At 39.3% G+C, this 20,651-nt stretch carries 27 protein-coding genes and 4 pseudogenes; 29 read left to right on the top strand and 2 right to left on the bottom strand.

Translation table 11 applies throughout. The features are described from left to right. The 6 genes and pseudogenes from BMX21_RS18375 to BMX21_RS18350 all read left to right on the top strand — a co-directional run. Positions 1-587, top strand: a 587-nt coding sequence (locus BMX21_RS18375) for a radical SAM protein (protein ID WP_092044941.1), incomplete at its 5' end; no start/stop codon positions are given. Positions 588-708: 121 nt separating this feature from the next. Next, entirely contained in the window at positions 709-1,455 is a 747-nt protein-coding gene (locus BMX21_RS18370; RefSeq protein ID WP_022756223.1) for a GNAT family N-acetyltransferase, read from the top strand. Positions 1,456-1,578: 123 nt separating this feature from the next. Beyond that, a pseudogene (locus tag BMX21_RS20120) lies at positions 1,579-1,893 on the top strand (NAD(P)H-dependent oxidoreductase); the annotation flags it as partial. Between the two features lie 209 nt (positions 1,894-2,102). Then, complete coding sequence (locus BMX21_RS20115) at positions 2,103-2,393, top strand: TraX family protein (RefSeq protein ID WP_155243997.1); 291 nt, start codon at positions 2,103-2,105, stop codon at positions 2,391-2,393. After that, complete coding sequence (locus BMX21_RS19205) at positions 2,303-2,713, top strand: hypothetical protein (RefSeq protein ID WP_143057299.1); 411 nt, start codon at positions 2,303-2,305, stop codon at positions 2,711-2,713. Before BMX21_RS20115 ends, BMX21_RS19205 begins: the two co-directional genes overlap by 91 nt. A 107-nt stretch (positions 2,714-2,820) precedes the next feature. Next, positions 2,821-4,371 carry a TipC family immunity protein gene (locus tag BMX21_RS18350; protein ID WP_092046787.1) on the top strand — a complete coding sequence of 517 codons (1,551 nt, stop codon included), beginning with the start codon at positions 2,821-2,823 and terminating at the stop codon, positions 4,369-4,371. A gap of 55 nt (positions 4,372-4,426) precedes the next feature. Here the strand turns inward: BMX21_RS18350 and BMX21_RS18345 are convergent, their stop codons facing one another. Continuing rightward, on the bottom strand, positions 4,427-4,915 hold the full coding sequence (locus BMX21_RS18345) for a TetR/AcrR family transcriptional regulator (RefSeq protein WP_022759583.1): 489 nt from the start codon (positions 4,913-4,915) through the stop codon (positions 4,427-4,429). A 120-nt stretch (positions 4,916-5,035) separates the two neighbouring features. Here BMX21_RS18345 and BMX21_RS18340 point away from each other — a divergent pair, with 120 nt between their 5' ends. From BMX21_RS18340 to BMX21_RS18270, 15 genes and pseudogenes are all read left to right on the top strand, one after another. Beyond that, positions 5,036-6,091: an alpha/beta hydrolase gene (locus tag BMX21_RS18340; RefSeq protein ID WP_207647654.1), complete on the top strand. Its 1,056-nt coding sequence runs from the start codon at positions 5,036-5,038 to the stop codon at positions 6,089-6,091. Positions 6,092-6,173: 82 nt separating this feature from the next. Continuing rightward, a complete protein-coding gene (locus tag BMX21_RS18335) occupies positions 6,174-6,563 on the top strand; it encodes a hypothetical protein (protein WP_092046784.1) in 390 nt (129 codons plus the stop codon). 15 nt (positions 6,564-6,578) lie between these two features. Beyond that, positions 6,579-6,770 (top strand): annotated as a pseudogene (locus tag BMX21_RS18330) (L-2-amino-thiazoline-4-carboxylic acid hydrolase); the annotation flags it as partial. A gap of 105 nt (positions 6,771-6,875) precedes the next feature. After that, complete coding sequence (locus BMX21_RS18325) at positions 6,876-7,061, top strand: hypothetical protein (protein ID WP_027218540.1); 186 nt, start codon at positions 6,876-6,878, stop codon at positions 7,059-7,061. Continuing rightward, positions 7,058-7,255, top strand: a complete 198-nt coding sequence (locus BMX21_RS18320) for a hypothetical protein (protein ID WP_092046777.1) — start codon at positions 7,058-7,060, stop codon at positions 7,253-7,255. Before BMX21_RS18325 ends, BMX21_RS18320 begins: the two co-directional genes overlap by 4 nt. Positions 7,256-7,436: 181 nt before the next feature. Then, entirely contained in the window at positions 7,437-8,207 is a 771-nt protein-coding gene (locus tag BMX21_RS18315; RefSeq protein ID WP_092046774.1) for an ATP-binding protein, read from the top strand. Positions 8,208-8,286: 79 nt separating this feature from the next. Further along, positions 8,287-9,234 (top strand): L-lactate dehydrogenase, encoded by a 948-nt coding sequence (locus BMX21_RS18310; RefSeq protein ID WP_092046770.1) that lies wholly within the window; start codon positions 8,287-8,289, stop codon positions 9,232-9,234. Positions 9,235-9,349: 115 nt separating this feature from the next. After that, a complete protein-coding gene (locus tag BMX21_RS20110; protein WP_092046800.1) occupies positions 9,350-9,535 on the top strand; it encodes an L-2-amino-thiazoline-4-carboxylic acid hydrolase in 186 nt (61 codons plus the stop codon). Positions 9,536-9,755: 220 nt separating this feature from the next. After that, positions 9,756-11,294 (top strand): hypothetical protein, encoded by a 1,539-nt coding sequence (locus BMX21_RS18300; RefSeq protein WP_092046766.1) that lies wholly within the window; start codon positions 9,756-9,758, stop codon positions 11,292-11,294. Between the two features lie 349 nt (positions 11,295-11,643). Further along, positions 11,644-11,928, top strand: coding sequence for a TetR-like C-terminal domain-containing protein (locus tag BMX21_RS18295; protein ID WP_092046761.1), 285 nt, complete (start codon positions 11,644-11,646; stop codon positions 11,926-11,928). A 278-nt stretch (positions 11,929-12,206) separates the two neighbouring features. Further along, the gene (locus BMX21_RS18290; RefSeq protein ID WP_092046758.1) at positions 12,207-13,472 is read left to right on the top strand and encodes a carboxylesterase family protein; all 1,266 of its coding nucleotides are present in this window, start codon (positions 12,207-12,209) and stop codon (positions 13,470-13,472) included. A 217-nt stretch (positions 13,473-13,689) separates the two neighbouring features. Next, positions 13,690-14,478, top strand: coding sequence for a GNAT family N-acetyltransferase (locus tag BMX21_RS18285; RefSeq protein WP_330390283.1), 789 nt, complete (start codon positions 13,690-13,692; stop codon positions 14,476-14,478). Further along, positions 14,479-14,715: a hypothetical protein gene (locus BMX21_RS18280; protein ID WP_027204610.1), complete on the top strand. Its 237-nt coding sequence runs from the start codon at positions 14,479-14,481 to the stop codon at positions 14,713-14,715. Further along, entirely contained in the window at positions 14,676-15,146 is a 471-nt protein-coding gene (locus BMX21_RS18275) for a GNAT family N-acetyltransferase (protein WP_092046755.1), read from the top strand. The genes BMX21_RS18280 and BMX21_RS18275 overlap by 40 nt, the downstream gene beginning before the upstream one ends. A gap of 75 nt (positions 15,147-15,221) precedes the next feature. Then, positions 15,222-15,392: a TIGR04076 family protein gene (locus BMX21_RS18270; RefSeq protein ID WP_022759669.1), complete on the top strand. Its 171-nt coding sequence runs from the start codon at positions 15,222-15,224 to the stop codon at positions 15,390-15,392. On the opposite strand, the gene BMX21_RS18265 is transcribed toward BMX21_RS18270, so the two are convergent. Beyond that, complete coding sequence (locus BMX21_RS18265; protein ID WP_092046751.1) at positions 15,389-16,048, bottom strand: Crp/Fnr family transcriptional regulator; 660 nt, start codon at positions 16,046-16,048, stop codon at positions 15,389-15,391. The genes BMX21_RS18270 and BMX21_RS18265 overlap by 4 nt on opposite strands. A 145-nt stretch (positions 16,049-16,193) precedes the next feature. On the opposite strand from BMX21_RS18265, the pseudogene BMX21_RS18260 reads away from it, so the two are divergent. The 8 genes and pseudogenes from BMX21_RS18260 to BMX21_RS18225 form a co-directional block, all read left to right on the top strand. Beyond that, positions 16,194-16,544, top strand: a pseudogene (locus BMX21_RS18260) (4Fe-4S ferredoxin); the annotation flags it as partial. An 11-nt stretch (positions 16,545-16,555) separates the two neighbouring features. After that, a pseudogene (locus BMX21_RS18255) lies at positions 16,556-16,714 on the top strand (L-lactate dehydrogenase); the annotation flags it as partial. Between the two features lie 214 nt (positions 16,715-16,928). Then, the gene (locus BMX21_RS18250) at positions 16,929-17,609 is read left to right on the top strand and encodes a hypothetical protein (protein ID WP_092046742.1); all 681 of its coding nucleotides are present in this window, start codon (positions 16,929-16,931) and stop codon (positions 17,607-17,609) included. Between the two features lie 54 nt (positions 17,610-17,663). After that, a complete protein-coding gene (locus BMX21_RS18245; RefSeq protein WP_092046740.1) occupies positions 17,664-17,939 on the top strand; it encodes a hypothetical protein in 276 nt (91 codons plus the stop codon). 45 nt (positions 17,940-17,984) lie between these two features. Beyond that, positions 17,985-18,290: a hypothetical protein gene (locus BMX21_RS18240; protein ID WP_092046735.1), complete on the top strand. Its 306-nt coding sequence runs from the start codon at positions 17,985-17,987 to the stop codon at positions 18,288-18,290. Between the two features lie 29 nt (positions 18,291-18,319). Then, a complete protein-coding gene (locus BMX21_RS18235; protein ID WP_092046730.1) occupies positions 18,320-18,820 on the top strand; it encodes a GNAT family N-acetyltransferase in 501 nt (166 codons plus the stop codon). 27 nt (positions 18,821-18,847) lie between these two features. Continuing rightward, positions 18,848-19,801 carry a phosphotransferase gene (locus tag BMX21_RS18230; protein ID WP_092046725.1) on the top strand — a complete coding sequence of 318 codons (954 nt, stop codon included), beginning with the start codon at positions 18,848-18,850 and terminating at the stop codon, positions 19,799-19,801. A gap of 102 nt (positions 19,802-19,903) precedes the next feature. Continuing rightward, complete coding sequence (locus tag BMX21_RS18225) at positions 19,904-20,326, top strand: hypothetical protein (protein WP_092046720.1); 423 nt, start codon at positions 19,904-19,906, stop codon at positions 20,324-20,326. Positions 20,327-20,651: the final 325 nt, after the last annotated feature.

Here is a 20,651-nt window from a genome sequence, read left to right as displayed (position 1 = left end):
TACTTATCTGCACAAAGTCAGACCTTGTTCTAAGAGATCTGGATCTGCTAAAAGAGATCAATGAAAATAGCAGACTTACAGTATCATGGTCAATCAATACTCTCGATGAAGAGTTTAAAGATGATATGGATGCGGCAGTAAGCATAGAAAGAAGGCTTGCTGCAATGAAAGAGGTATATGCGGCAGGCATTCGTACAATTTGCTTCATTTCACCCGTTTTCCCGGGGATTACGGATATAGAAGCAATCATAGACAGGACAAAAGATCAGTGTGACCTTGTATGGCTTGAGAATCTGAATCTTCGCGGAGGTTTTAAGGCAGATATCATGAAATATATTTCCGATAAACATCCGGATCTGGTGCCGTTGTATGACGAAATTTATAACAAAAAGAACCGCAGTTATTTTGAAGCGCTGGAAAAGAAAGCAGAAGAGCTGGCTAAAAAGTATGATTGCAGGTTTGTTGATAATGAAACTCCGTATGAGAGAGTAGAGAAAGGACATCCAACAATTGTAGATTACTTTTACCACGAAGAAGTAAGAGGAACTGCCAATAGTGGAAAGAGAAATGTAATACATAATCCTTGATGGAAGAATAAATTGGAGGAATAAGTTTGAAAGTGTTCCACTTTCAAACCCAAATTGATGACGCGAGCTCCATCAATTTAAACCATTAGTCACTCGTTTCACTCGCGACATGAGGTTAATCATGGAATATATTAGAGTTACCAAGGACAATTTAGAGGAAGAGCACATTTGCTGCGCTATATCCAATAATAAAGATGTTCAGGTTTCATCAAAGAAAGCCTGGCTTGCAGATAGATTCGATGAGGGACTAGTCTTTTTAAAGAGCGCGGAGCGTGGCAAATGCTTTATTGAGTACATTCCTGCTGAGAGTGCATGGGTCCCTATTGAGGCTGATGGTTATATGTACATAGATTGCCTGTGGGTTTCTGGCTCTTTTAAAGGACATGGCTATTCCACAGAGCTTCTGGATGCCTGTATTGCTGACAGTAAGGAAAAGGGTAGGAAAGGTCTTTGCATTCTTTCTTCAGCCAAGAAAAAGCCATTCCTTGCGGATCCTAAGTTCTTGAAATATAAAGGCTTTGAAGTATGCGATGAAGCTGATAATGGTATTCAGCTTTGGTACCTGCCATTTGATAAGAAAGCTGATAAGCCAGATTTCAAGGAATGTGCCAAGCATCCACACATAGATGAAAAAGGCTATGTGCTATACTACACAAATCAGTGTCCATTTAATGCTAAGTATGTTCCAGTCCTGGAAGAAACAGCTAAGAAGAACAACATTCCGTTCAAAGCAATCAAGATCCAAAGTAGAGACGAAGCCCAAAATGCGCCTACTCCTATCACAACATATTCTTTCTTCTGTGATGGCGAGTACGTGACCAACGAGCAGATGAATGATAAGAAATTCCTTAAGCTGATTGGTAAGTAATAATACATAGTTAATGCGTGATTCATGTCAGAAAAAGAGTCGCAGAGAGGTTTTTACGATAGTAATTCGTGAGAACCTCTTTTTTCTTGCGCTTCAATATAGTATCATCAAAGAAATGCAGATGTCATCGTATCTGTATCACCCTCCTACTGGGCTGATATTCCAGGACAGTACAAGGCATTTATCGACAGATGCACGCCTTGGTGCGATACACATGAACCGCATGCTTCAATCAAAGAAGGTAAAAAGGGATACTCAGTTGCTCTTAGAACAGGACCAGGCATGCATGAGTGCGACAGGATTATTCAGAGCATTGAGCATTTCTATGGTCATTTGCATATTGAGTGCGCAGGTCATCTTGGCCTAACATCAATTGAGTATAAAGAGAATGTAGAACCCAGGAAACAAGAAATAATTGAGTTTTGTAAGAAGGTTTAATTTTAGTAAAACGTGCTAAGAAAGTAGGAAGTTTGAAAATGTCCCATTTTCAAACCCAAATTGATGACGCGAGCTCCATCAATTTGAACCATTAGTCACTCGCTTCGCTCGCGACATGAGGTTAAAAAATGGAGACTAAAAAACGGGATTAAATTCTAATCAGATTAAGTTTAATCGCTTTTCCATCAGATTGGTCAAGCATAGCTGCGATGTGTCCTTTTTATCTGTATCTTCATAGAGGAAACTTTAAGGCACAGGCACGAGATATTGTGTTATGGTCAGCAATCTATGCCTCGGTATATTTTCTGTTTTTGGATAAGCCTTATGGAATACTTCAGATGTTTACTTTCCTCACGATTCCGATTTTGGCAAAATATAACGGAAAGCGTGGTGAGTGGAAGGGCATGAAGTGGCTGTTTTATTTCTACTATCCGGTACACTTGTTTGTTATAGGAATTGTCCGGATTTTGTTGCATGGCAACATATCAACAATCTTCTAAATGCCTTATCAACTTACAGTACCTCTAGGAACTTATCTAAAGCGACAGCCCCTCTATTTTTTTATATGTGGAGCATGTGTGATACAATATTAAGCGTTGAACACAGTATTAGTGCGATAAACATAGCTGATATGTATGCAAAATACTTTACACTTAAGGATTATTACACTTCAGATGGCGCAAACAGCAAAGAGTATTATGATGATCTGCAGGATTGGAACTGTGACATGGGTGATGGTGATCCGGAAAGCATAAAAGATATGCATAATGACCTGCAGGAATTCATAACAGGCTGTAACAATATCATTAGGGAAAAATAAGTTACGCATGAGTAGGTTATTGTTTATTTCATTTAATGATGTTGAAGTATAAGTCTTACAGGTCATGAACATATAGAAAAAACTGAAGGATAAGGAAGGCGAAAGATATGCAAAGGAAGACTATACACATAATTGTAACCGCAGTAATAGTGGTATGTTTTATTTTTGCAGCAAAATTGTTCATGCCTGCACAGAAAACAAAAAGCAATATATTCGATGAAATGTACTATGAAAGACAGCATATAATAGAACCTGTATTTGCTACTTTTAAAGCAGAGGAGACTGTATATGATAAGTTGCCTCAATTTAAATATGAAGATCCTGAAAGAGAATACCGCAATTTACATGAATATGGATTAATCACCTCCGAATACAGAGATGATGAGTTGGATCCAAATCAGGATATAGTCATATATTATTACCAAAAACCAAGGTATATATCATTTGAATTATGTGAAGAATATGATAATGGCAGGTATTACATGTACTTCAGATATGATCTGGCAGATTCCACACTCTCATTCGACAAAATACATCTGTATAAGATTGAAAATGGTAAGGTGTTATATGGTGAAGATGGCAATGATATTGACTACAGTGAAGCAGAGATAATGGACTGGTTTAAAAGCAATGGAATATCCGAAGAAGATCTCAAAAAGAAAAAGCATTGGTTTATCTATGATAAGATACTGAAGGACTGGGTTATTTATAATGATAAGACTACTTATAGTATTGATAATTATGGTGATTATAAGGTGACAGATGATGATCTGATAGATAATCATCTGTCAGAAAAAGCGGATTCTGAAAATCATAAAAGTATTCCGCTTAATGAAGAATACTTTCCTGACGAGTGTTTCAGAAATTATCTGAAAGAAAAATTCGATATGGATAAAAATAACATATTGTCAGGTGATGAGATCGGCCTTGCTGAAAGACTATACATTAATTGTGACCAGGGATGTAGAAATATGGCGAGTCTTGCGGGGATAGAATACCTTACTGAATTAAAGTATCTTGATTGTTGTGGTTCGTCGGTCAAAGACATTGATCTGTCAAAAAATGAGTTGCTTGAAAAACTCTATTGCAACGATACAGCGATAGAAAAACTTGATTTGTCACATAACGTCAATTTGCAGAAGTTAAAGTGTTCCGAGACCAAAATAACAGGACTGAATCTGTCAGAGAATAAGGAATTAACCGAACTCGTATTTCAGAACACAGAAATAAGCGCAATCAATCTTTCATCAAATAAATCTATTGAATACCTGGATTGCAGTAAATCAGCCATAACAAGGGTAGAATTATCTGATTTGCCAAATCTGGAAACGTTTATTTGCGCTGGGAGCCGGATAAACGAGATTGATGTCAGTAATAATAAAAATCTCATGTATCTTGATATTTCAGATACAGATATAAGTGATACAGACTTTTCACAAAATAGTAAGCTTAGACATCTATCATGTAGCAATTGTGCAGGTATAAAGGACATCGATTTAACTAATAACACTGAACTTGGCTATCTGGATATTAAAGGAACACAGATTAAACAGATGGATTTATCACAATTCACAGAAATATATGGAATCAGATGCGATAGGGATACGGAGATTACAGGTGTTGACAGTGCATATATAAATGATGGAATGGGTGCATGAATTGGTTATACTTTGCTAAGCGCTATACAGCAGCTTTGTCACATGTGAACAAAGATTACTTAATATAGGCTGCAATTTCTTCAGGTGTCTTTTCATATCCGGTTTTTGCCCAGTAGCAAAAGAGCTTATAGAAGCCGCCAATAGTAAAGGCTATATGCCATGGATCAGTAATGCTGGATAGAATGGCATTAAAACGCCTGTCAAATTCTTCTTCCAGAAGGTTCATCTTATTATCACGGATAAGAAGATCGATGATATCCCGATATTCGTAAAGATGCTTCAAAAGAAAAACGATATACTCCTGTGGAGATGGAACATTCAGATAATTTATACCTGTTTGTTCCAGCCACTGTTCTGTTTCTGAAGAAATGTAATATCGGAGTATATCATCTTTATCCTGAAAATGGCGGTAAAATGAGTTACGGCTTACCTCTGCATTTTCTATGATTGCACAAATGGATATATTGCCTAGAGGTGTTTTCCTCATTAGCTCAATGAGGGAAAAGGTGATTTTATCCATAACATATTTGGTTGATTCTTTCATGGTACAAATAGTCCTCCTTTGTACCTTTTTTTATTGGGATATTGACCGAATGAAAACATGAGGTACAATTGTACCCATAAAGTAACATGTTTGTTTTCAAAAGTCAAAGAGGTGATATAAATGGACGATTTGAAGAAGGCAAAAAAGAAGCATAAAGGACTAAATATATTGCTGATAGTTTTTGCAGTTTTTGCATTTAGTATCGTAGGAGGAGCCTTTTATCTTGCCACACATACACAGATAGTCATTGATATTATCCAGAAGGGAGCTATGGTTAATGGCAAACCTCTCAATTCTTATGAACCCTTGTATGATCCGGTCAATGGGGAGAAGGAAAATGGGCAGTATCTTATCAGTGAGATCAATTATGGAAGCGATTACCCTAACAGCTTTTTAGATATAACATATCCGGATGATGATCTTGAAGCAGACAGACCAACGTTGTTTTACTTTCATGGTGGAGGTTTTTTTGCAGGGAGCAAGAACATGGGTGATCCGCTTGCAGCCAGTGAAGCGACTTATCTTATTGATGATCTTTGTGCAAAGGGGTATAACATAGTAAATGTGGATTATGTGTTGGTTCCCGAAGGACATTTTCCGGATCCTCTGATTCAGGCAAATCAGGCATTTGCATATATCATGGAGCATGGTAAAGAGTATCATTTGAATACAGATAAAATTGTTCTGATGGGATCTTCGGCAGGAGCAATCATGGTTTCTCAGATAGGAACTGTGGTAAGCAATTCTGAATATGCAAAACTCCTTGGAATAGAGCCTGTTCTGAAAAAAGAGCAGATTAGCGCAATAGTTGTAGATGATGCTCCTCTCATATACGAAGATTTTTCACTTGCGTGCAAGATCCTGGTTGGAAATTATGTCAAAGGATCAATTTTCTTGAGCAAAAGTGAGTTGGAACGATATGACTGCATCCCATATATGACAGCAGATTATCCTCCAGCTATTATGCTTGGAAGTGAGTATCGTCACGATATGAATGTGATGCATGATCAGTTAGATGCAGTTGCTGTAGAAAATGTTTTGATAGATCCTTTAGCAGAAAAAGGTGAAGAAAAGCAGCACTGCTTCGTTGCAGCTGAACGAGTGGATTCGACTGCCAAAGAAGCTTTTGATCGAGTGATTGCCTTTATTGATAATAAGACAAAAGGTTTCATCTAAAAGGAGCTATATTTCCGGGACTGGTATTTGCACTGATCCCTGCGGCTCTTGTAGGGCTGTTCATAAGTTTGATGGGGTGAATATGAAAGATATGAGTAATACACTGAAAAAATCCTTCGTGTTTAAGCGCTTTTATCTAGAACTGGTAGAAAAATATGGAACGGCCAGGGCGAAAGATATTTGGAACTATGCCGAGAATGAGTTTTTAGGGTTAAGGATTGCTGAACCATCTGCGGATAAGGCGAGTGTGTCGTATGTATTTCCGGCTGTAGCACTTTATCGTTCAGTTGAGCATTTCTATCCGGGAGAGGCTTTGTCTGTTACACGAGATTTCGGAACAAAGATGGGGCTCAGATTACAACGAGTCTTTCGTAAAGTGACAGCTTTGCCGGGAATCCCTAGCGTTATATGGAAAAAGATGGATTGCATAGCAGCAAAAATGAGTGATGGATACGAGATAAAAAATCTTTAAGTTACTAAAGAAAAGTGCTTTATGGATGTAGTAAGCTGCCCTCTTTATGATAAGGCTTTAGAACTTGGTACTCCGGAAGCTGTCCAGATGATCTGCTGTATGGATAAAGAATACATGAACGGCTTCAGAGGAGTTAATTATAAGAGGACAAAATCAGTAGCGGAAGGTGACGATTGCTGCGACTATAGACTTACTAAGTCGCTATAAGGCCTATAGACATAGGAAAATTACAGATGGTAAAAGAGTATTTGCGCAGATGGTTAGTGAAACTTCAATAAAGATGATTGATGTGGAGGATTTGGACTGAGGCTTATGTGGAAGATAAAGCAGATATTTGATGGAGATTATGGCTGCGAGGAATTACAGCCAGGACAGAAACCTAAGGTATCAGTTACTCTTGTGGATAATGCTGGCAATGAGAAGTTTGTGACAGTTGAAGATGACTGGCTTACGGAGAATGATTTAGATGTTGGCTCTGAGTGGCCGGTAGGAGTATGAGAAAGATCAACCAGCTCCACTGGCTCGATGAAAATGAGGCTGTGCGGAACTTCATGTATAAGTATGGTCTTAGGGAAGATGAAACGATAACCGGAGACCTGATATTGGGATATTCTGAGGCAGGAGAGCCAATCAGGGAACCGCTTGAGAGAAAAGGTAATACGGCAAAATCATATACCGGACGGATACTCTGAAAAGAAGTATATGTTGATAAAGATTTTTGAGATGGCGGGTAGCTGCGTTTCTGGCGTGGTTACCCGATTTTTTTAAAATAATTTCTCCAAAATGTGGTTTAAACAACATACTTGTTAAGGATAGTTTATTATACTGACACCATCAGAACAAGGATAAAGCAAAGAACAGAGAGGTTTAAAGATGGTAAGAAAGATAATAAAGATCGACGAAGAAAAGTGCAATGGCTGTGGTATTTGCGCGGGGGCATGCCACGAAGGAGCTATTGATATTGTGAATGGAAAAGCAAAACTGGTAAGAGAGAATTTCTGCGATGGATTTGGGGACTGTTTGCCGGGATGTCCTATGGGAGCAATCTCTTTTGAAGAAAGGGAAGCGCCTGCTTATGATGAAGCAGCAGTAAAGGCAGCACAGGAAAAGAAAGGATTGGATAAGGATATGTATCAGTGCGAGAACAAGATGATGAATGAAATGGAACAACATGCCGCCGGGCATGGATGCCCGGGGTCAAGATTTATGATGCTCAAGAGCGGTAAACAGGAAGAAAATGATCCCAGTCAGGACGCGATTTCAAGAATGAGCACTCATCCATCAAGATTAATGCAATGGCCATGTCAGATAAAACTTTTGCCGACGCAGGCAGATTTTTATAATGGGGCCAAGCTCCTCATTGCAGCTGACTGCACAGCATACGCCTATGCAAACATGCACGAAGAGTTTATGAAGGGTAAGGTTACAATGATAGGATGTCCAAAGCTGGATGATGGCGACTACACAGAAAAGCTGACAGAGATCATATCAAGTAACGATATCGCCAGCGTGACCATAGTAAGGATGGAGGTTCCATGTTGCGGAGGCCTGCAGAGAGCCGCAGAGAATGCTATAAAGAACAGTGGAAAGTTCCTTCCCTGGCAGATTGTAACTATCTCACGTAACGGTGAGGTAATTGATTAAATTTTCCAATAAACATTTTTTGCGAAAGCCTCAGAGAAGAGAGCTTATACTTAATATAGTGAAAGATAGGAGGCACACTATGGCAACATTAAACGAAAGAAAAGTAGCAGTAGTAGGTTGTGGATTTGTTGGTTCAGCATCAGCATTTGCCCTTATGGAAAGCGGGCTTTTTTCCGAGATGGTGCTGATAGATGTAAATAAAGAGAAGGCTGAGGGGGAAGCTCTTGATATCAGCCATGGACTTCCTTTTGCAAAGCCAATGCAGATATATGCCGGTGATTATAAAGATGCAGGCGATGCTGCTGTTGTAGTTGTTACGGCAGGTGCGGGACAGAAACCGGGGGAGACCAGGCTTGATCTCGTTAAAAAGAATGTAGGTATCTTTAAGTCTATTATTCCTGAGATTGCAAGGTATAACAAAGAAGGAATACTTCTTATCGTGGCGAATCCTGTTGATATTCTTACATATGCCGCAGTCAAGTTCAGCGGTTTTCCTGAGAACAGGGTGTTTGGCTCAGGAACGGTCCTTGATACAGCAAGATTCAAATATCTTCTTGGCGAACACCTGAGTGTGGACAGCCGTTCAGTGCATGCGTTTATCATAGGTGAGCATGGGGACAGTGAGATTGCAGCATGGAGCAGTGCAAATGTCTCGGGGATTCCAATTCATGATTTCTGTGAGATGAGAGGTCACTTCGAACATGAAAAAGCCATGAAAGAGATTGCTGAAAATGTTAAGAACAGTGCCTATGAGATCATTGAGAAAAAAGGCGCGACCTATTATGGAATTGCCATGAGTGTAAGACGTATCTGTGAGGCTATAATACGTGATGAAAAATCAGTTCTGCCTATATCGAGCATGCAGCATGGTGAAAACGGTATTGATGGAGTGGCGCTCAGCATGCCTGTAATTATCGGAAGAGGTGGCGTTGAAGGTTCTGTGCCGATCAGACTTAGTGAGCAGGAAAAAGAGGCATTACTGAAGTCATCTGAAACTCTGAAAGCAGTAATTAATGAATCGCTTTGAGTATATGTCCTACTCGGAACATCTTTTGGATATTACGGCCAGATATGGTTCAACAGGGATTATACATATGAGTGCGCAGTGGAAGAGATGCCTGTAGGATTGGGCAGATGCACATCTGCAGTATAGGGATAAAACCTGGGATTTTAATTTTGATAATTCGAAACATAAAGACGGTAGCTATTATTATTTTACAAGATGTCCTCTGAATGATTTCGCGAGGAAGTACGGTTTTTTGGAAGTATCGGAGTTGTCACTGAGTGGGTACGAGGGGGATGCGCCGAGTCCAAAGATGAGATCATAAGCGTTATACAGAAGTGTATCATCAAGCCATAGAGCAGTAAAAACAGTATATCGGACTTACAAATCAACGCTTTTTACAAAACCTGTCGGGACCTGTGCTCCTGAAATCATCATATTTTGCAAAAAGTGTTGTTCTTTTTGCAGGCTCATTTTTCTATAATGACTTCAAGCTCAAAACAGAGAGCAAGAAAACAAATTGAAAATAAGAGAGGAAAAGATAAATGAGCAAAACAAATAAGAATGTAGAAACAATACTTAAGAATGGTGACAAGGCTTTGTCTGGAATGCCTTATTTATACAGATCCAAGGGCCTTCCAAGTGAGGTTTATGATGTCAGGATGAAGGAAAACATAAATGGTGAACTTCTGGAACTGGCGATAGCAGACACTGTCATCAGATACCCTTACTTTAGCGTCAAATTCATAGAAAAAGATGGAGATTTCTATGCGGTAAGGAATGAAATGAAGCTTGAGGCACATCACAAAGATGGATTTATCCCACTGGGCGGACATAGTAACAATTATCATCTCATGGGAGTTACATATTGGGAAAAGAGCCTTAAACTTTCTTTTCATCACGGACTTACAGATGGAAGAGGTGCAAAGACATTTCTCGAGACATTGCTCAGATTCTACAGTGATTATAAAAATGCTGAAATGGGTGAATATGAGCAGATAAAAAAAGAACACCACTTGCTGGCATCTGAACTATCGGTAGCCGAACTTGCTGATCCGTGTGAAAAGAAGTACGAGCTAAATGGAAAAAGCACGAAGATTGAAGGCCTGTCAGGCAAGGGATATAAGCTTCCTGAAACAAAGAATAAAGATGATCATAGACGTTATGAGATCAGTTTTTCACAGAAGCAGTTTATGGATGCCTGCAAGAGCATCGGCGCATCTCCAATCACATATCTGAGCATACTGATGAGCAGAGGGATAAAAGAGATTTCTTTAGACTGTGATAAGACTATAGTAAGTAATTTCCCTATGGACGCAAGACATATATTAGGTTGTGATGACACCTTCAAAAACTGTGTTAAGAGTATGACTCTGCCTTACGGAAGAGAAGAAGAGAACCTTTCAGACAGTGAATTAGCTGCGAAATATAAAATGCTTCTCAATGCCCAGAAAGAGCATGATTACTGTGCAAAAGAATTTAATAATATCAATATGCTTTTGAGTGTCATAGGACATTTTCATTCATTTGCAGGAAGACAGAAACTCCTTGGATTCATGGAAAATCTTGCGCTGGACACTTATCTTATAAGTTACATAGGTCAGTTTGATATGCCGGATGAACTTGTGGATGAAGTACACCTGTATTCAAACTGTTCAAGCGGTCTTGTGCTAAATATGACATGTCAGAGTGGAAAATTTATCATTGATCTGACACAGGATTTTTCGACTGACAAATATGTAAATGCACTTAGGAAGCAGTTTGAAAAGGCAGGAATAGATTTGGTAGTATCTGATGAAATCATATTTGAAACGCCATTTGATGAACTCTCAGAAATCATAACATCACCGGCAGACACTGGGGAACAGGTAAGAGACTGGCTTGATAAGTTTGTTGCTGGTGCAAAGGCCTCATCGCAGGCTGCAAAGGAACGTGCAGAAGCGGCCAGAAATATGAGCCCTCAGATTACTGCGCTATATTATGATGCTGCATCAGGCACAATGAAGAGCTTTGATCCAACTAAGAATACTCAGGAAGAGATGCAGAAACTAGTGGAAAATGCCCCCTCATTGTTTATTTCGTAAATATTCAATAAAATAAATTCAGGAGTCTACGGATCAGATTCTTGGAGATCTGACATACAAGGATTTAAAGCAAAAATTCGGCGGCGATGTAAAGGAAAAGCTTATCCGCAGTAAATGTGTCAGTGAGAATGCCTTTTGCGGTATATGATAACACAGAAGATTTTAAAAGATTTGCAATTTACAAAGATGGTAGTCTTGTGAGATTGTCACACAAAGTTCCTAAATGGTTTGACAATAAAGAATAACAAAGTTGCCACCAGCAGCATACAGTAGACCTGAGCTTTCTACCGTACGCAGCAGGTAAACAGCAACTTGCCTTACAAATGCCCAAAACAAGGCATTTAGGACAGTGAAAAAGTTCTCACTTACCTCAGAAACTCTGTGTTTCTGGGGGTTTTCTTTTATCTATAATTGTATTAAGTGGCAGAATACAACAAAGGTAAGAGAAGTGACAGGCAGATACAAGACTAAGAAGCCTGAAAGGTTTGGAGTTCCCCGAAAAGAACAGCCACTTATCAGGGTCTTTTATCTTAAGGGCATTATTGGAGTTGTCACTGAGTGGGTACGAGGTGGATGCACCGAGTCAAAAGATGAGATCATAAGCGTCATACAGAAGTGTATCATCAAGCCATGACGCTTGGAATCATTGGGACTTTGATCTTTGGAACAGGGATGTGCATGAAATAAGATAGCGCAAGAAGCTGGAAGAGAAAATAAGTAACTAATGATTTTAGAATATGTTTAGCAGCTCTTTAGGCTGGATTTAGTTAACGGATATATCATGAGAATGTAAACTGAAGAACAGAACTCTTAGAAATTCTGAAAACAGGCTTACTGCGAATGGTAGCTCGCAATATAAAATACTCCAAAACCATTTAATAAACAGGAACAAATATATGGAGGAATTTTATAATGTTCAAGAGATTAGCAACTATTTTGACAACATGTGCGATAACCGTATCTGCAGTTGCTTGTGGAAGCCAGGCACAGCAAGCAGATAGTGACCAGACCGTATCATCGGAAAGCACCCAGGAAATAAGTGATTCATCTGAAGAGGTAAAAGAAGAAGCTTCAGATTCTGCTGCAGAAACTGAAACAACTACAGATACCGGTTCTACGTTAGAGCTGGGACTTGTCAGTAACACGCTTGCGGAAGATGAAGAGGGTCTTGTGGAGACATATACAGATCTTTTTGATCAGCTCACTTATACTGATGAGGAGACAGGCCTTTCTATAACTTATAATCTGTATCTTCCTGAAGGATATGATGAAAATGCAGAATATCCAATGGTTGTGTTTATAGGTGATTCAACAACTGCAGGAACTGATGCGGAGTATTCACTTACACAGGGACTTGGTGGTCTTGTATGGGCAACATCAGAATGGCAGTCAGTATATCCGACCATAGTAGCTGTACCAACATATCCTGAAACAATTCTTGATGATCATGATGGATATAGCACAACAGAATATGTTGAGCTCACCAAGAGATTTATTGATTACATGTCAGATGAATACGCAGTAGATACTGATAGGATCTATGGAACAGGTCAGTCCATGGGATGCATGACGACACTCATACTTGCATCGGAATATCCTGATTTATATGCGGCATGCATGTTCGTTGACGGTCAGTGGGATACAGAACTCCTTTCAAATCTGGAGGGGCAGACCTTCGTTTATTTTGCAGCTGAAGATGATACAAGTGCATGGACCGGAGCACAGGATCTGATGGCAAGATATGATGCAGATGGTGTTACCTACACATATGCACAGTGGGACGGAACTTGGTCAGCAGACGAGCTTTCATCAGCTGCTACAGAATTATTTAGTGGTGAAGCAACAGGAGCGTACTTTATATCCTGGAAGACAGGAACGATTGATGCAGGAACAGGCAATTCACCTATGGGCGGTGGAGATGGCAGCTTTGGCGAAACAGGAAACGGCGGGCAGATGAGTTCTTCTGAAGAAGGAGGCCTTTCAAATCCCGAGGCTGCTACAGATGCTTCTTCAGATGTAAGTGAAGATAAGCCGGCAATGGAAATGACCGGCGAGAAGTCTGAAGGAATGATGGGCGGAAATGGTGGAGGCGCCGGAGGCGGAGTTACATACCATATGGCTTCATTTGATTATGCCTATAACTGTATAGCAGTTATGGAATGGTTAATCCAGCAGTAAGAGAGCATAAGAATTCAGCAAAGAATAATAATCTTTTGCATGTTCTACTCCTAAAATAAATATGTCAGAAAAATTGCCGTTTGACAGTGCTAATTACTGTCAAATGGCTCTTTTTTTGTTATAGTAAAAATATGTTTTCGTTGGAGGATGATTCTGGTCGGATATATGCGAAAAAACAACTGATAAATCTCCGGTAATAGAGAGGATTTATTCGAATATGAAAATGCTGACAAATAAAGAGATTAAAGAAATTGCAATGAGACAATCCGCTGAAGATATAGGATGTAAAGCGGAGGATTTTTTATCTGAGAAAAATATAATCTGTAAGTTTCATTTGGGAGATAATGCACGCAGGTATTATAAAGAACCAATCACCTGCAACTTTGTTTCTTACGGGAATAATGTTGTAGCAGCTACAGGGGACGAAGTGACAGATCTGGTTTCAGAATACGTAGATAAATATGAGTTCTACCATCTTTTTGAGACTCCAGATATGCACTGGCTTGAGGAACGTCTTGCAGAGCGTGGGTACAAGATATGTTTTATGGCGGAGTACTACCTTCCTGATGTGGAGAGGATTCACAATATACAATGCTTATATGAGACAAGAATACTTGGACAGGATGATTTCAAGAACTTATATCTACCGGAGTGGAGCAATGCGTTATGCAGTGATCGTAAAAATTTGGATGTTCTGGGAGTTGGAGCCTATGACAAGGATAATCTGATAGGATTTGCTGCATGTTCAGCTGATTGTGATGACATGTGGCAGATAGGGGTAGATGTTCTTCCTGAGTACAGACAAAAGGGAATAGCATCTGCTCTTACAAGCAGGTTGGCAAAAGAAATACTTGAAAGAGGAAAGGTGCCATTTTACTGTTCTGCATGGTCAAATATAAGATCAGCTAGAAATGCAGCGAAGAGTGGATTTGTTCCTGCATGGGTCGAGATGACTATAAAACCAGCAAATATAGTTGATGAGATTAATTCAGAGGCGGGTAAATAAATGAATTTCAGAAAGGCAACAATAGAAGATCTGGATATACTTGTCACCACAAGAATAGAAGTTTTAAGGGCGGCAAACAGGCTTGACGCAAGCATTGATATGTCAGAGGTAGAGCGGCAATCCAGGGATTATTACTCTAAAGCTATGTCTGATGGCTCACATACAGCATATCTGGTATTTGACGAGGACAAATGTTTATGGATATTGTTTATAAAAGATTATCAGAGAACGAATTAAACAGGATCATAAGAATGAGAATAGATCAACTGACAGAAGAATACACATCAGAGGGAAAAACTGTACCGAATGATGTAAATCTTGAAGAGGCTCTGCTGGATTTTTATAAAAGAAATATGGCTGCCGGAACCTATATTTCCTGGCTGGCATTTGATGGAGATAAGATAGTCGGAACAAGTGGTATGTCCTTCGCGGAAAAACCGCCATACTTCACATGCCCTTCAGGGAAATTAGGTGTCTTGTCCAGCATGTATACCGATCCGAACTATAGGAGGTTGGGAATCGCTACAGAGTTACTGGACAGAGTAGTAAAAGAGGCAAAAGAATATGGTTGCGGAACAATCTATATTACAGCATCGAATATGGGTGTGAAGTTGTACGAATCATATGGATTTAAGCATAACGGAAATTTCATGCAGTATAATTTTTGATCAGATGAAAGGATCTGCCCTTATGATGGATTTTGATAGCCGAGGGGAGCTCCAACCCTGTGGGGTGGATCCATTATGAAGGGGTGGACTAATGATGATCGAATGATGATCGCATGCTGCAATGACGGGACAAGACCTGTTATCTTTAAAATCGAGCGTATTGATATTCCGGAGAATGACGAAGAGAAAGAGTGGTTGGAAAAGCAGAATTTCCACAACTTTGCAGAAGATGCATATATTGGCTAATCAGCCTTAAGAAGCTTGAAATGACTTTTCCTATACTCTATAAGCCCTTCATCTTGCATGCGTGAGAGTTCTTTTGACATATTGGTGCGCTCAAGGTTCAGATAATCAGCAAGCTGTTGTCTGTTGAATGGAATATCAAATTCTCTGGAGTCAGTCTGCAGTGCAATGGCATTGAGATATGACAGGAGGCGTCCGCGGCAGCTCTTGGAAGAAGTATAAAAGCTTCGCCCGGAGAGGATAAGGTTCTTTTGTGATGAGATGATAAGTATATTTTTAAGGAGCTTTTCCTTCCAGGGAGAGCTCTTTTTGCTATCTTCGAGAAGGTTCTTTATATTGCAAAAGAGAATACTGCTTTCCTCATTTGCTCTGACATCAACCAGAAGGACTTCACCAAGAAGAGCATAGGTCTCGGCAAAGTACTGGTTCTTTCCCACATGGCTTAATACAGTACGGTTGCCCCAGATGTCGTTGCTTTCAACAGTAACACTACCAGAAAGCACCATGCCTATTTGGGAAGTCTGTTCTCCGGCGTGGAGAATCACATCGTCTTTTCGGAATCTCTTTTCCTTTGCATCCAGGAAGTCAAGGCACGAGGATAGCTCTTTTGCTGTCATTCCCTGGAACAGTCTGCTTTTTTCTATGCCTTCAAGATTCATAAAAAATTTCTCCTAAAATGTGGTTTAAACAACATACATGTTATGAATAGTATATTACACTGATACCATCAGAACAAGGTTAAAGCTAAGAACAGAGAGGTTTAAAGATGGTAAGAAAGATAATAAAGATTGACGAAGAAAAGTGCAATGGCCATGTCAGATAAAACTTCTTCCAACACAGGCTGATTTCTATAATGGAGCCAAACTCCTCATTGCAGCTGACTGTACAGCATACGCCTATGCAAACTTGCATGAGGAGTTTATGAAGGGCAAAGTTACAATGATAGGATGTCCAAAGCTGGATGATGGCGACTACACAGAAAAGCTGACAGAAATCATATCAAATAACGACATCGCTAGCGTGACCATAGTAAGGATGGAGGTTCCATGTTGCGGAGGACTCCAGAGGGCCGCAGAGAATGCTATAAAGAACAGTGGAAAGTTCCTTCCCTGGCATGTTGTAACCATCTCTCGTAACGGAGAGGTACTTGATTAAATTTCCCAACAAATGTCTCAGGGATTCCAATTCACGATTTCTGCGAGATGAGAGGTCATTTCGAACATGAAAAAGCCATGAAAGAGATTGCTGAAAATGTTAAGAACAGTGCCTATGAGATTATTGAGAAAAAAGGTGCGACCTATTACGGAATTGCCATGAAGATGCAAGACAAGGGGCATGAAGAAGTTTTATATCATTACTTAAGCGTTGTGATTATATAATTTAAAGATTTTTGGATAAGCCATTTGACAGTATTTATGCTGTTAAGTGGCTTTATTTCTGCTATAGTATATCTATGCTTTTGATGGATCAAGTATATGCTGTTCAATGACTCGTTGTTGGATTATAGTACTTAGAAATAACAAAACGGATGATTGGTTTATGAATCATATAGATGTTGTAGAAGTGACAAATCCAAATGGATATATTGTTCAAGAACTTACTATTGATGGCTCTTCTCTCGGGCAATGGCTTGATAAGCATACGGAAGGTTCGGAGGATGAGCATATCGCCGCATTTATCAGACCATTTAGTGAATTGTTATTTGCATGGAGCCATGATATTGACTGGAAGGGTGACAGGAGATTCGTTAGAACTCTTATAGACATGGACAGTGCTCCGGTTCCGATATTGTTATGCGAGGACGATCCGGATTTTTCCTGCATAGTAATAGTGGCTGATGTGGAGAAGACAGAAGACTTCGTATACTGGAACCGTATAGGATATGTTACTCATAATGGTGAAAGTCTTGAAGAAGAAATGGAAAAGGGTATCGCATATACCAAAAGTTATACAGATGATGATTGGGCAAGGTACGGTGATAACATAGCTTTAGAGGATGTGGGCAGCGATGTATGGCATGAGTGGATAGCAAAAAACTGGGACGTCGAGCTTTATAAAAGGCGTATGAACTACACCCTGCCATATTACAAGACGGAAGGAAACATTAGGTGGTTCATTAACACGGACTGGGTCTTTGATCGCAGGGAATATGAATTTGTGGTGAAAAAGTATTATGCATTACAAAGACTAAGACTCTCAGAAGAGCTTTTGCGTAATTAGGATGACGAACTAAACGGCTCGGAGTGTGCGAAGATTCTGGAAGAGATCCTGCCTATGGGCGAAGAGGCGCTTCAAAAGCAGATGGATGAATATGGAGAGATTCTCTTTGATCCATATATTTGCGACGTAATAGCCTCTCCTTTAAAAGATCTTGTAAGAAGCAAAGAGCCGGACAAAATCCTGCTTGAAACCTATCTTAATGCTTTGAAGATCTTGAAAAGGCATGGAGATGTTCATGTCAGGAATAATCTGGAGATATCGATTCTGGATGATTTTGGTGAGGAGAGAGCTGCCTTCAGGAAATATGGGCTTAAGTGCGATGAATTGTAGCTTTCTTTGTAAAAAGATATTTTAAAGTATGAGAAAGGAGTATAAATGAATATTGATGTAAATCTGAACATTCATTATACGGCGCCAGATACAGTATGGGATAAGATTGGAAAAGTATATGAATCCATGCCATACTGGGCTGGTAACGAAAATGGCCCATGTTGGAAAGGCGAAGGAATAGATCTCTGGGCTTCGGTTGAACCTAGCGGTATACAGATAGCGGGAGAGATGTCGGAAGATATCTGGAATGAGTGGTACTTGGACCTTAAAAATAAACTGACAAATGCTTTGGGGTATGAAATCGGCGAACCGGAAGATGGGTTTGAATTTAAATATGACTGGGGAGCGTAATTAATACACTATATTTTTGGTAAATAACTATGAAGATTAGAGAGTTTGAGATAGATAACGATTTTGACATAATAAAGGACTGGATCACAGACGAGAGAACGCACGCTATGTGGAGTGCGAACCATTTGATATATCCACTTGATAAAGATAATCTGGGCAAAGTCTTATCTGAAATAAAGGAGATGTTTGGAGATAAGGCGTTTGTTGCGGTTACTGATGAAGGCAGCGTTGTAGGTTTCTATTGTTATTCGCTTAATAACACCACTAACGAAGGAATGCTAAAATTCGTAGTAGTCTCACCTCAAGTCAGAGGAAAAGGCGTAGCTGGGGAGATGATAAAGCTTGCGCTTAAAGAAGCCTTTGATAATCCAAATGCTAATGCAGTTCATCTTAATGTATTTCCAGAGAATATTCGAGCTAAGAAGTTTTATGAAAAGATTGGATTTAAAGAGCGAAGAACTGATGAGAATGCATTTATGTTCAAGGATGAAGCTTGGGGTAGATGCAACATGGTTATATTAAAAAAATAGTAAGACAATAAGGATGGAAAGTAATAGATGTTTTTAGATATTAAATCAAGTACAGAGTGGGAGTCGGTCACACCAGTTTCAAAAGGTTGGTCAGCTGATAAGAAGTTTTTGGTCAGGACGAATAAAGGTGACGATTTACTTCTTCGATTATCAGATATAGAGCTATTTGATGGCAAGAAAAGAGAATATGAAGTTATAACAAAGTATTCAAAACTTGGGATTAGTATGTCCATGCCAGTAGAATTTGGCATCTGCAATGAAGGCAAAAATGTATATATGCTTCTTACCTGGATCGAAGGAAGTGATCTTGAAGAAGTATTACCAAAGCTTTCTGAAAAAAAGCAGTATCTTTTAGGAAGACAAGCAGGCGCTATACTTAGAAAAATTCATTCAACTACAATCGATAAAGATGATATCCCTCAGCAGACTAAGAAAGAGAAAAAGCTGTTTCAACTTTCAAGATACGAGGATTCACAAGTAAGAATATCTGATGATGAGATAGCACTTAAATATGTAAAAGATAACATAGACCAGATCTGGAAAGAACATCCGGTATATATGCATGGAGATTTTCATCCGGGCAATCTGATCTATATGGATGATGGTAATATAGGCGTTATTGATTTTAACAGATGGGAAATCGGTGATCCTTACGAGGAGTTTTACAAACTCGAGAGCTTTGGTGTTGAAGTTAGTATTCCGTATTGCATAGGGCAGATTGATGAATATTTTAAGGATGATATTCCAATGGATTTCTGGATTGTCAATGCAATATATGTTGCACATGCTTCACTTATTTCCATCAAATGGGCAGAAAAGTTTGGGCAAAAAGATATTGATGGCATGGTAAGGAGAGCAAGACAAGCCTTTGTTAATTACAACAATTTTGAGGAAGTTATTCCTAAGTGGTATACGGATAAATATAGTAAGGCTTTTCATGAATGTGAGAAAATTGCAGAACTAGAACAGCTAGAGATGTGAACTTAAAACAAAGCTGAAGGATATGAACGGGGAACTTTCCAGAGTATATGTAAAAAAGATTGAATCATTCAGCTAGAAATATTGAAAAGAGGAATAAGAAATATGACATTAAAGGAATTGTTTGAGAAGTACTGCGCTATGAGCGAGTGGGGATATGTCTGCAACGGACATTGTGTTGAACTTACACCTGCTTCGGAGGAAGAAATTAAGGCGTTCAGGACTATATGTGATAAATATGGCGTTGAGCAGAAAATTGTTGCTGAACTTGAGGAATACTACAGGCAGAATAACAACTTCTTTGACTATTTTAGATGCGATGAAGAAAGCTTATTTGAATGGTGGGACGAAGATCAGAAATGCATATGGTTTGGATGCGTAGATGATAACAGTTTCATCTATGATGCTAATACCCACAAGTATGCCATAGGAGAGGCTGGCAGCAATGATTTTGGTGAGTACGATACCTTTATGGAGATGCTTGAAGCGTATCTGAAATACGGATATGAATCAATGTCAGTAAGTTAAGAAGGATAGATGTTATTACTAGAACTGATAATTAGCATTATTATGGTCGGAATCGATAGTTAAAAATTATTTCCAAGCTGATATGAATTCACAAGTGACTTTTGAGCATGACAAATAAGCAGATGCAAATCTGCCGCTCACATAGTATTCTATTATTGGTATAATAGCTATTACTTGAATCTATAAGTAAAGCTAGACGGATTTCGGAATCTATGCTGACGGGCATATTTCCGATCGCGCCTGATAGGAAGCAAATTTTTTCCTATCAGGTTTTCTACATCAGGTGGATCTTCTCCAGCATGTAAGCTTAGAAAATAATGACATG

It is taken from the genome of Butyrivibrio sp. TB, from assembly GCF_900110805.1.
GTDB lineage: Bacteria > Bacillota > Clostridia > Lachnospirales > Lachnospiraceae > Butyrivibrio > Butyrivibrio fibrisolvens_C.
Note: the sequence above shows the minus strand (reverse complement) of the source record. Positions and strands in the feature narration are given on the sequence as shown.